Origin of the sequence: Staphylococcus sp. 2S1, from assembly GCF_046721335.1 — a bacterium.
In the GTDB taxonomy this organism is placed as follows: Bacteria; Bacillota; Bacilli; order Staphylococcales; family Staphylococcaceae; genus Staphylococcus; species Staphylococcus equorum_A.
Genome location: NZ_JBEUUJ010000003.1, coordinates 1,547,783 through 1,560,072, shown reverse-complemented (window position 1 = coordinate 1,560,072; position 12,290 = coordinate 1,547,783). Strand labels below are relative to the sequence as shown.

Annotated in this window: 6 protein-coding genes and 3 pseudogenes; 3 read left to right on the top strand and 6 right to left on the bottom strand. The window is 32.6% G+C overall.

What is annotated here, in order from left to right; genetic code table 11:
* Nucleotides 1-44: 44 nt before the first annotated feature.
* The 6 genes and pseudogenes from ABLV90_RS08350 to sufC all read right to left on the bottom strand — a co-directional run bounded on the left by ABLV90_RS08350 (nt 45) and on the right by sufC (nt 7,814).
* Nucleotides 45-1,065, bottom strand: a pseudogene (locus ABLV90_RS08350) (hemolysin family protein).
* A 1,169-nt stretch (nt 1,066-2,234) separates the two neighbouring features.
* Nucleotides 2,235-3,632 carry a Fe-S cluster assembly protein SufB gene (gene sufB, locus ABLV90_RS08345; protein ID WP_460872483.1) on the bottom strand — a complete coding sequence of 466 codons (1,398 nt, stop codon included), beginning with the start codon at nt 3,630-3,632 and terminating at the stop codon, nt 2,235-2,237.
* Nucleotides 3,633-3,808: 176 nt separating this feature from the next.
* A complete protein-coding gene (sufU, locus tag ABLV90_RS08340) occupies nt 3,809-4,258 on the bottom strand; it encodes a Fe-S cluster assembly sulfur transfer protein SufU (protein ID WP_460872482.1) in 450 nt (149 codons plus the stop codon).
* Entirely contained in the window at nt 4,248-5,486 is a 1,239-nt protein-coding gene (locus ABLV90_RS08335; RefSeq protein WP_460872870.1) for a cysteine desulfurase, read from the bottom strand. The genes sufU and ABLV90_RS08335 overlap by 11 nt, the downstream gene beginning before the upstream one ends.
* Nucleotides 5,487-5,642: 156 nt before the next feature.
* A complete protein-coding gene (gene sufD, locus ABLV90_RS08330; protein WP_460872481.1) occupies nt 5,643-6,950 on the bottom strand; it encodes a Fe-S cluster assembly protein SufD in 1,308 nt (435 codons plus the stop codon).
* Nucleotides 6,951-7,055: 105 nt separating this feature from the next.
* Nucleotides 7,056-7,814, bottom strand: coding sequence for a Fe-S cluster assembly ATPase SufC (gene sufC / locus ABLV90_RS08325; protein ID WP_069817969.1), 759 nt, complete (start codon nt 7,812-7,814; stop codon nt 7,056-7,058).
* A gap of 363 nt (nt 7,815-8,177) precedes the next feature.
* Here sufC and ABLV90_RS08320 point away from each other — a divergent pair.
* The 3 genes and pseudogenes from ABLV90_RS08320 to ABLV90_RS08310 all read left to right on the top strand — a co-directional run bounded on the left by ABLV90_RS08320 (nt 8,178) and on the right by ABLV90_RS08310 (nt 11,557).
* Nucleotides 8,178-9,024, top strand: a pseudogene (locus ABLV90_RS08320) (DUF368 domain-containing protein).
* 212 nt (nt 9,025-9,236) lie between these two features.
* Complete coding sequence (locus tag ABLV90_RS08315) at nt 9,237-10,265, top strand: hemolysin family protein (protein WP_427705152.1); 1,029 nt, start codon at nt 9,237-9,239, stop codon at nt 10,263-10,265.
* Between the two features lie 149 nt (nt 10,266-10,414).
* A pseudogene (locus ABLV90_RS08310) lies at nt 10,415-11,557 on the top strand (IS3 family transposase).
* The last annotated feature ends 733 nt before the right edge of the window (nt 11,558-12,290 follow it).

Sequence of the window (12,290 nt, the reverse complement as noted above, 5' to 3'; positions counted from 1 at the left end):
ACTTATGTTTAACTGCAAAATGAGTATGAAAGTATTGTAAAATGTTATTTCTTGTTGTATGCTTTCATTTGTTCTTCGATTTTTTCATTTTCTTCTTCATCCATTTCATCTTCGATTTCCATACCTAACATTTCTTCAATAAGATCTTCATAGGATACAATTCCATCTGTGCCACCGTATTCATCTAATACAATCGCCAAATGTTTACGCGATACAGTCATTTTTCTTAACACCCACTCAGCCCTATTATGCTCATTTACAAATAAAGCTTCAGAAGTATATTGTGACATATTGTTATCAGTCTCACGGCTCCATGCTAATAAATATTTCGAATGGAAAACACCTATAACATTATCTATATCTTCATCATACACAGGATAACGGGTATATGGGTTTGAAACAACTGTATCATATGCCTCTTTATAGGATACATCTGATGAAAATGCTGTGACATTTATTCGAGGTGTTGTATCAATATCTTTAATTTTTAATTTTTCAAAATCCATAACTCCTTGTATACGGTTACGTTCCATTTCATTAAAGGCACCTTCACTACCGGCAATCGAAACCATCTGTCTGATTTCCTCTTTTGAAAATCGTTGCTTGGTCTTCGTTGCCTTTGGAAAGAAACTTATTTATTGCGTCAGTCATACCATTTAAAACTAACGTTATTGGTTTAAATATCATAATAAAGAATGAAATCGGTGTATAAACTAAACGTGAGATCCTATCAGGGTACGTTGCGGCAATCGATTTGGGGATGACTTCAGATATTACAATAATTGTTACTGTTGTCACTGCTGTTGCAATACTAACACTTATGCCTAAATCTACAGCTAAAATCGTTATTAATGTAGGTAAAACAATATTTGCTATATTATTACCAATAAGAATGGTGGTAATAAATTGACTTGGTTTGGTTAATAATTTCGATATCTTTCCGGACTTTTTATCGCCCTGTTGTGCTTCCGTTTGCATCTTCATCTTATTCGCAGCTGTTAATGCGGTTTCGCTGCCTGAAAAGAAAAATGAAGCAAACAAAAGTATGATTATCGCTATAATCATATATGCATTACTCCTTTAGTAAAATTTATAATAAAAAAATTTATAAGTTGTACTTTAATTCCCTTCTTTCATAATTTATAAACGTTACAAAAGGATTAGTATTTTGAATCATCTAATTGTGAAGCATTAACTAAATTAAATTTTAAATAAGTTAATTAGCAAATATCATCCTTTAGTACTATTTCTTTTCATTTATATATTATGAATTTTATAGCTATGCTAGAATTAAACTAAGCGTGACACTTAGGTACGCTAAATTTGGGAAACTCTTCACAAACTCACTTTTATTAGTGAGTTTTTTAAGCTAACTCTACAAGGAATGTTTTATTTATGGGAAATTTAATGATGTATACGGCTTTTGCCTTTTTCTGTATATTATTCTTAATAATAATTTTCAGTATCCTATTTGATATTAGCAAACTCGGAAAATGGATTATTATTTGTACAGTAATGTTACTGCTCTTATCAATTATCGTTTTGTACAGAACAGGTGCAGACCTGAGAAGAGAAAATATCAGTACACTCCAATACGGCACTATCTATACATAAAAACAAGTGCCCGACCAATTCATATGGCTGGGCACTTGTTTTCTTATCCTTCTTAAAATTCATCAAACCATCACTCTATGAACGGTGAAATATTTGAAATATACCTTAACTTTATTCTATTTTCCAAGAAAATATTTCACGAATAGTATGATCGATGTATACCTATGCTATAAACTTCCCTTGTATTTATTGAAATTTTGATAGCCCATAAAGTTGTTTCTTCATTAAAGGGGTGTTTTTTTATTAAGTACTATATGACATTAGTTTCTGCCTTTGCTACATTAGTCGCCTATTTCATACCTATATTATCTTTTAACAAAGTATTTAATGGCAACTTATATTTTTATAGCGGCTTTTTTATCATCATAATATTAATTATGATTAATATTATTTCAGCTATTAATGGTGATCGCGTTGTAAATAGCATACTGTGTTTATTAACATTGGTAGCACTACTTATTTTCATTTTTCCAATATGGAAAGTTTTAATTTTCTAAAATCATGCATAAAAAAGCACGAGATGATACGCATGCTTCGATAACATTTAAAGAATAAATGGTATTGAATTTGTATCTCTCGTGCTTTTATTTTATAAGAAATTGTTGAATCAGTAGCTATGATTAGCCAATTGATCCTTCCATTTCGAATTTGATTAAACGGTTCATTTCAACAGCATATTCCATTGGAAGTTCTTTTGTAAATGGTTCAATGAAGCCCATTACAATCATTTCAGTCGCTTCTTCTTCTGAAATACCACGACTCATTAAATAGAATAATTGTTCTTCTGAAACTTTAGATACTTTTGCTTCATGTTCTAACGAAATATTGTCATTAAATACTTCATTATATGGGATAGTATCTGAAGTAGATTCGTTATCTAAAATTAACGTATCACATTCAATGTTTGAACGTGCGCCTTTTGCTTTACGGCCAAAGTGCACGATACCACGATAAACAACTTTACCGCCATCTTTAGAAATAGATTTAGAAACAATTGTAGAAGATGTGTTTGGCGCTTTATGAATCATTTTCGCCCTGACATCTTGTACTTGTCCTTTACCGACAAATGCGATAGATAACGTACTACCTTTAGCACCTTCGCCTAAAAGTACACAGTTTGGATATTTCATAGTTAACTTAGAACCTAAGTTACCATCAACCCATTCCATATTACCATTCTCATATACTAAAGTACGTTTTGTAACTAAGTTATATACGTTGTTCGCCCAGTTTTGAATCGTTGTATAACGCACATGTGCGTCTTTGTGTACAATGATTTCAACAACAGCTGAGTGTAACGAGCTTGTTGAGTATACTGGTGCCGTACAACCTTCTACATAGTTCACAGATGCGCCTTCATCAGCAATGATTAAAGTACGCTCAAATTGACCCATGTTTTCAGAGTTAATACGGAAATAAGCTTGTAAAGGTGTATCTAGTTTAATGTTTTTTGGAACATAAATAAATGATCCACCTGACCAAACAGCTGAGTTTAACGCTGAGAATTTATTATCTGCAGCAGGTACTACTGTTGAGAAATACTGTCTGAATAAATCTTCGTTTTCTCTTAAAGCACTGTCTGTATCTTTAAAGATGATACCTTGGTCTTCAAGTTCTTTCTCCATGTTATGGTAAACAACTTCTGATTCATATTGTGCTGAAACACCGGCAAGATATTTTTGCTCAGCTTCAGGAATACCTAATTTATCAAACGTACGTTTAATTTCTTCAGGCACTTCATCCCATGAGCGTTCTGTATTTTCTGATGGTTTAACATAATAAGTGATATCATCAAAGTTTAATTCTGATAAATCCCCACCCCACTGTGGCATAGGCATTTTGTAGAATTGTTTCAATGATTTTAATCTATAATTAAGCATCCATTCAGGTTCACTTTTCATATTCGAAATTTCGCGGACAATATTTTCTGTCAAACCGCGTTCTGATCTAAAAATGGAAACATCTTCGTCGTGGAAACCATATTGATAATTCCCAACATCAGGTGCTTTTTTAGCCATTTAAATCACTCCTTTTATATATTAAAAACGACTTACGTGCAAGTTCATTTATTGTATTATTCTCTTTAACTGTCTGCTATAAGAATAATGATTTCATCTATATACATTCATGAAATTTCATGTTGTTCATACTAGTTTGAATGGGATTTTACACAATGTCAATGCTTCGACTCGAATTAGTCTTCTGCATTGCCTTCCTTTTCAACTGTACCCTTTTCTAAGGCTTTCCAAGCTAACGTGGCACATTTAATTCTTGCAGGAAATTGTGAAACACCTTGCGGCGCTTCAATATCCCCCATGTCTTCACTGATTTCATACTCTTCGCCAAGCATCATTTTCGAGAATTCTTGACTCATTTTCATGGCATCAGCTAAAGAATTGCCTTTAACCGCTTCGGTCATCATTGAGGCGCTAGACATTGAAATAGAACAGCCTTCTCCATCAAATTTAGCATCTTTGATAAAACCATCTTCTATATCAAACGTAAGATGAATACGATCCCCACACGTTGGATTGTTCATGTCTACTGTCATAGAGCCATTATCTAAAGTACCTTTATTTCTAGGGCTTTTGTAATGATCCATAATTACTGAACGATACAACTGATTTAAATTATTAAAATTCATATGAGAAAAACTCCTTCGTTTGTTTCAAGGCTTCAACTAATTGGTCAATATCTTCTGTCGTGTTATAAATATAAAAACTTGCACGGGCTGTAGAAGATTGTTTTAACCATTTCATTAGTGGTTGAGCACAGTGATGCCCCGCGCGAACAGCTACACCTTCAGTATCAACTGCAGTTGCAACGTCATGCGCATGAACATCAGTCATATTGAAAGTAATGATACCAGCACGACGATCTTTTGCCGGACCATATATCTCGATACCTTCTATCTCTGACATTTTGTCATAAGCATACTGTGTTAATGTCGCTTCATGTTGATGAATTGCTTCGAATCCTAAATTTTGTAAATATTTTATAGCCTCTGCAAAGCCAATCGCTTGTGCAATAAGTGGTGTACCTGCTTCGAATTTTGTTGGCAAATCTGCCCATGATGCTTCATATTTATCAACAAAGTCTATCATATCTCCACCAAATTCAACTGGCTCCATGTTATTTAGCAATGTACGTTTACCATATAACACACCAATACCCGTTGGACCAAGCATTTTGTGACCACTAAAACTATAAAAATCAGCACCTAAGTCTTGCATATCTATATCCATATGAGGGGCAGCTTGCGCACCATCCACACTGATAATTGCACCATGTTCATGCGCAATTTCGGTAATAGCTTTGATATCATTTATAGTGCCCAATACGTTAGAAACATGAGCAATCGCAACTATTTTAGTTTTTTCATTAATAGTCGCTTTAACGTCCTCAATCGCTAATTCTCCATCTTCAGTTAAGGGAATAAATTTCAATTCTGCTTTTTTACGCTTCGCTAATTGTTGCCAAGGTACAATGTTGGCATGATGTTCCATTTCAGTAACAACAATTTCATCACCTTCAGAAACATTCGCATCGCCATAGCTATGTGCAACAATATTAATCGTTGCTGTCGTGCCACGTGTGAAGATAATTTCTTCAAAATATTTCGCATTTATAAAACGTCTTACCGTTTCACGTGCATTTTCATAGCCATCTGTTGCTAATGAACCGAGTGTATGAACACCACGATGTACATTAGAGTTATATCGTTTGTAGTAATCATCAATCGCATCAATCACTTGGATAGGCGTTTGACTTGTTGCTGTAGAGTCTAGATAAGCTAGTCTATTACCATGTACTTGTTGCTCAAGAATTGGAAAATCTTTTACAATTTCACTAACATTTAATGATTCGGTCAATTTATCCACAGACCTTTCTTAATTAAAAATCTATAATCAGACCTTAGTAAAGTTAGGAAGACTCGTTTAATTCAAATTTAAAACGTACTTAATAAGAATCATTCGCTTTCCTAACACTTGAATTACTACTGTCCTTAACGTAATTAATTTCGTTAATTATTTATTAATTTTAAGTTCAATTACTTCACGTAATTTGCGTTTTACATCTTCAATCGGTAGTTCACGAACTACTGGATCTAAGAAACCGTGAATAACTAAACGTTCAGCTTCTCGACGTGAAATACCACGACTCATCAAGTAGTAAAGTTGTTCTGGATCTACACGGCCTACTGATCTTGCATGTCCTGCTTCTACGTCATCTTCATCTATTAATAGAATTGGGTTCGCATCCCCACGTGCATTTTCAGAAAGCATAAGTACACGTGATTCTTGTTGCGCGTTTGATTTAGTACCGCCATGTTTAATGTAACCAATACCATTAAATATTGTTGAAGCACTTTCTAACATAACGCCATGTTTTAAAATATATCCATTTGTTTCTTTACCGTATTGTACGATTTTAGACGTTAAATTGATTTTTTGACTACCCGTACCAACGACAACAGATTTTAATTCACTTTCTGAGCGATCACCAATTAAATTAGTAGTATTATCGATAATTTGACTACCTTCATTCATTAGTCCTAATGCCCAGTTAATTGTTGCGTCTGTTTCTGTCATACCACGACGAATAATGTGACCAGTAAAGCCTTTGTCTAAATAATCTACTGAACCATAAGTGATTTTCGAGTTTGCACCAGCACTTACTTCTGAAACGATGTTAAGTTGGTTACCTTCACCGCTTGCATTTGACAAGTAGTTTTCAACATACGTTACTTCTGCACTTTCTTCAGTAGTAATGATAACGTGATTATAGAAACTTGCATTAGCATCGTCATGTAAAACAACGTATTGAATTGGATGTTCAACCACTACGTTTTTAGGTACATATACAAACATACCACCATTAACAAGCGCTGTGTGTAATGCTGTTAATCTATGTTCATCAACAGTTACTGTGTCATTCATAAAATATTTTTTCACTAAATCAGGATGATTCTTCAACGCGTCTGATAATCCTTCAATGATTACGCCATCGTTTTTTGCAGAATCAGAAACCTTTGTAAAAGCAAGTGTATTATTATGTTGTATTACTAAGTTCTCAGTGTTTTCTACATCAATAATTTCTTTTACTTCTGCGGGTAGGTCTTCTATTGATTCATAAACATTACCTACTGTTTCATGTTGTTTAAATGAATCAAAATCCCATTTGTTAATTTTTGTTTTATCTGGTTTTGGCATTTCTAAAGTTTCAGTTAATTTCAACGCTTCTCTACGTAATTCAGTTAACCAAGAAGGTTCATTATGGGCTTGTGAATATTCAACAAGTTGAGCTTCAGAAATGTTCAAAGTTTCAGTCGTCATACTATTTTTTCCTCCCATTTGATGATTGTATGATTTAATTCATTGGTATAAATCAAAACCTTAAATCTTCATCTAAATTAATGTTTTCATATGATTTGAGACTTATTATTGAGCGTTGAACTCTTCTTTAACCCATTCATAGCCTTCTTCTTCTAAACGTTTTGCTAATTCCGGTCCACCTGAAGTAACTACTTTGCCCGCATACATAACATGTACATGGTCTGGAGTAATGTAGTTTAATAGACGTTGATAATGAGTGATAATTAATGCACCGAATTCTTCGCCACGCATTAAGTTGATACCTTTAGATACTACTTTTAGAGCATCGATATCTAAACCAGAGTCAATTTCATCTAAAATTGCGAATTTTGGTTCTAACATCATTAATTGAAGAATTTCATTACGTTTTTTCTCGCCGCCAGAGAATCCTTCATTTAAATAACGTTGTGCCATATCTTGATCGATATCTAAACGATCCATTTCTTTATCTAATTTTTTGATGAATTGCATCAAATTAATTTCATTACCTTCTCCACGTTTAACATTAATTGCTGAACGTAGAAAATCTGCAGTTGTTACACCAGTGATTTCTGATGGATATTGCATTGCTAAGAAAAGGCCTGCTTTTGCACGTTCGTCAACTTCTAGTTCTAATATGTTAACGCCGTCTAATAAAACTTCACCTTTCGTTACTTCGTAGCTAGGGTGTCCCATGATTGCTGATGATAATGTTGATTTACCAGTACCATTTGGTCCCATTACAACGTGTATTTCGTCTGTGTTAATTGTTAAGTTAACACCTTTAAGAATTTCTTTATCTTCAATAGACACATGTAGGTCCTTAATTTCTAATGTTGATGGCATACATATTCCCTCCGTATTATATGATATGTTTTTCTTATCTAGTTTATAATAATTTTAATCTACAGTCAAAAGACTGAGCCTTTGTTACATCTTCTAATTATAACGTAGTTATATTTGAATATAAACCTTTTCAGGAGCTAAATTAAAATCGTTATTAAAACACAATCATTTTCGATAGGGATTCTTAGGTTTTCGTAACTGATAATAATATCATCGTTGTTCTCAATGCCTATAATCTTTTTAAAAAAGAGTCAGTGTTCATTTATATGTGATAAACAATATTTTTTTACATTGATTTTAATATTCTCATGCTCACTTTTATGCTATTATCATTTATATATTTTCAATCCAAAGGAGACTATCATGTCAAAAATAAAATGGTCAAATATTAGTAAAGGGTTTGCTATGGGAACAACTGATTTAGTTCCAGGAGTGAGCGGAGGCACTATTGCCCTCTTACTTGGTATTTATGACGACTTTATTCGTTCTATCAGCGGTCTTTTTTCTAAACGCTTTTGGGAAAGTTTAAAATTTTTAATACCAATTGGTTTAGGAATGGTCCTAGCTATAGGCTTATTAAGCAAAGTTATCAATTACTTACTGAGTGAACACACAGTACCCACGATGTTCTTTTTTGTTGGTTTAATTGCGGGCATCATCCCATATTTATTAAATACTTCTCGCTTTAAACAAACTTTTAATATTAAACACTATTCACTTCTTGTGTTGGGCATCATTATAATTGTTGTCATTACTTTATTAAATAACGGCGACAAGCATGCGGGCGAAACACTAGAGCTTTCAACTGGTCTTTTCATTAAGTATTTTATTGCTTGGTGCGTGTGCCTCTAGTGCTATGTTGCTTCCAGGTATATCAGGTTCATTTATGTTATTGGTGTTTGGAGTTTACGGTACAGTAATGTATGCACTCTCAGAATTTATTTCGCTAAACTTTAATGCCATTCCTGTATTAATTTCAGTTGGTTTAGGTGTTATTGCCGGTTTCTTATTTTCCAGTAAAATTATCCAACACTTACTGACTTACCATACTTACTTAACCTACGCATTAATTATTGGTTTCGTAGTAGGTTCACTATACGCGGTATTTCCTGGCCTCCCACATTCTATTTTAATATGGATTATTTCAATCATAACGTTGGTTTGTGGTTTTATTATTAGTTATAAATTAGGGCGCACTACAAAAGATTAAAATCAAATATATAAATTTTAAATGCCATCGATAATGCTCGATGGCATTTTTAAAGTCCGTTTTCCACAAATTTTCCGGCGGCACAAAAAATAAATTTAGTTTTTTTAAAATATGTAAATCTTGACAGTGGATAACTACACTCATTTTTTATATAATAAGCTTTCAATCTTTTTTAGATTGAATCAGAAAATATTGGAGGAATTAATTAATATTTGGGAACCCTTATTAGTTTAATCACGTTTATTATTTTATTAATACTTACTGCATTCTTTGTCGCTTCTGAGTTCGCAATAGTCAAAGTTCGAACATCGAGAATCCACTCGCTTGCAACAGGTAATAATAAAAATGCACTTTCAGCACAAAAGGTAGTAACACACTTAGATGAATACTTGGCTGCCTGTCAATTAGGTATAACAATTACCGCTCTAGGCATCGGTATGGTCGGCGAATCGACTTTTGAGTTTATGTTACACCCGCTTTTCAGTAGTTTAGGTTTATCAGATTCGATGATACATGTCTTCACTTTAATTGGCGCTTTCGTAATTGCAACCTATTTACACGTTGTAGTCGGCGAAATGGCACCTAAGACAGTTGCGATTCAAAAAGCCGAACAAATTACATTAATCATAGCTAAGCCAATGATCATGTTTTACAAATTATTTTATCCATTTATATATATACTTAATGGTTCGGCGCGATTAATTTTAAAGATGTTTGGTATGCAACCTGCTAAAGAAAGTGAACTCTACCATTCCGAAGAAGAATTAAAATTATTGATTAAAGAAAGTCATGAAGGCGGAGAAATCTCTGAAAATGAATTAACGCATATCAATCGTGCATTTGCTTTTGATGAAATGACGATTAAAGATGGTTATATTGCTCTCGATAAAGTTTCAGTTATTGATATTAAAAGTGATGTAGATGAAACAAAAGCTTATATAAATAATGCGAATTACACAAGATTCCCTGTATTTAGAGATAAGCCAACTCAAATTGTTGGTTATCTACATGCTAAGGACTTTTTAAATGATGATTTAACGACCCTTGAAGATATTACAAATGATATTCTAAAAGTAAGTCTTAATACTAAATATCATCATGTACTAGAGCTGATGAAATCACATCAAATCCACATCGCACTTGTCGAAGATGAAAATCGTAATCCTATTGGTATGATTACCATGGAAAATATTTTAGAAAATATAGTTGGCGACATTAAAGATGAGCATGATTTAGTCTAAATATGTACTTTAATTAAAACAGTATTTCAAACGTAGACAAACCACCGACGAAGTTAAGCAACTTTTGAACTGACCCCAAATAGTGGGAAGGAAATAAAAACACTTTCGTTGAATTCATTTAAAATGAATCATACGGAGGTGTTTTTTCTATGAAAATAATGTCTTATTCAATAGAAACAAAATATAAGACTATTGAAATGAAAGAAGGCTGGATATACTGTAAAAGAAATTATGGAAGTATTAAATATCAAAAACAGCACACAGGTAAAAACTTGGTGGCGATGGTATCGAAATGGTGAAACTTATAGATTTTATCAACAAAGAGGCAAGCAATATACTTATGGCAAAGGAGTGAAAGAATTATCAGAAATAGAACAATTAAAGTTAGATAATAAGAAAAAAGATATTGAATTAGATATTTTAAAAAAGTACAAGGAATTAGAAAGGAAGTGGTACCAAAAGTAATTGTAGAATTAGTTAATCAATTAAAGCATAAGTATTCAATCAAAATGATACTTGATGTTTTAGAAATACCTAAATCGACATACTATAGATGGAAACACAAGAACAATGAAAAAGATAAAGTGACTCAAAAGATTATTGAATTATGTGAAGAAAATAATTTCACCTACGGTTATCGCAAAATTACAGCGTTGATTAATCAATTGTATTCAGCATCAATTAATCATAAAAGAGTTCAGCGAATCATGCGAGAGTATAATCTGAACTGCCGAGTTAGGCCTAAAAAATCTAAAAAAATTGGCAAACCTTATTATAAAACAGAGAATTTATTACAAAGACAGTTTAAAGCTAACCAACCAATGGAAGTATTAACAACTGATATTACTTATTTACCTTTCGGTAACTCTATGTTGTATTTATCTTCAATTATGGATGTTTATAACGGAGAAATTGTGGCGTATAAAATAGATAACAAACAAGATCAAAGCTTAGTAAATGATACATTGAATCAAATAGATATACCTGAGAATTGCATACTACATAGTGACCAAGGCAGTGTTTACACCTCGTACGCTTACTATCAATTATGCAAAGAAAAAGGCATTATCAGAAGTATGTCCCGAAAGGGAACACCGACTGATAACGCCCCTATAGAAAGTTTCCATTCCTCGCTAAAGTGTGAAGCTTTCTACATAAACAATGAGCTCAATAGCTCTAACCAAATTGTAATAGATATTGTCGAAAATTACATTAAAAACTATAATAATAATCGAATTCAACAAAAACTAGGCTACTTAGCTCCCATAAAATATAAGGAATTAGCAGCCTAGAACAAAGTGTTTTTATTAAGTTCCCATTCTAAGGGTTCAGTGCCCTTTGTCGGTGGTTTTTTGTAGTTCTTTAAGTACAATCTTATTATTTTATATCTCAGAAGCGTTCAGCTAAGACACGGTTACTGTCTTTCGTATTGAAGTATTCTGCAAGCACTATATTAGTCCCATCTGGTCAAGCGTCTTGTAAGAATCAAGATAAAAGACGAAAAAATAACCCGGAAGTATATGTCCCATTACTTTTAAATCATTTAATGATATAAAAGCATCCCATAACCTCCGAGCTATTAAATAAAATATCAACAGCGAAAGTGATATTTTAGTGATTCTATATATAATCAATACATAAACCTTCCATTATTATAGAAAGCTTACCATTAATTTGTTAGTTCTCCCATTGAAAATGAAACTGATTTTTTCTCAATCAATCTATTTCCATTCTTTTATTTTACTTACCTGAGATCACTATTTCAAATATATGAGATAAGTATGCATCGCATGTTTCAATTTTTTATTACAATTCGCTTTATAAATTCTTTACACAGCTATAGTTAGTTTCCACATTCTCTTGTGGTCGCTATATTATTTTTAAATCTGTCATTACTGTTTTCAAGTTAACCACAACAATATTTTATAGTTTTTTATTTATGCTTTATATTGTACGAACGTCAAAAGTACATACCCTTGCAATTATATATTTTGACAATCGAATATATAATTTATGATATCCTTA

What these genes read in the sequence shown, in the direction of transcription:
- sufD (WP_460872481.1), bottom strand. Translation starts at nt 6,950, where the DNA reads ATGACGACTGAAACTTTGAACATTTCTGAAGCTCAACTTGTTGAATAT.
- sufB (WP_460872483.1), bottom strand. Translation starts at nt 3,632, where the DNA reads ATGGCTAAAAAAGCACCTGATGTTGGGAATTATCAATATGGTTTCCAC.
- sufC (WP_069817969.1), bottom strand. Translation starts at nt 7,814, where the DNA reads ATGCCATCAACATTAGAAATTAAGGACCTACATGTGTCTATTGAAGAT.
- sufU (WP_460872482.1), bottom strand. Translation starts at nt 4,258, where the DNA reads ATGAATTTTAATAATTTAAATCAGTTGTATCGTTCAGTAATTATGGAT.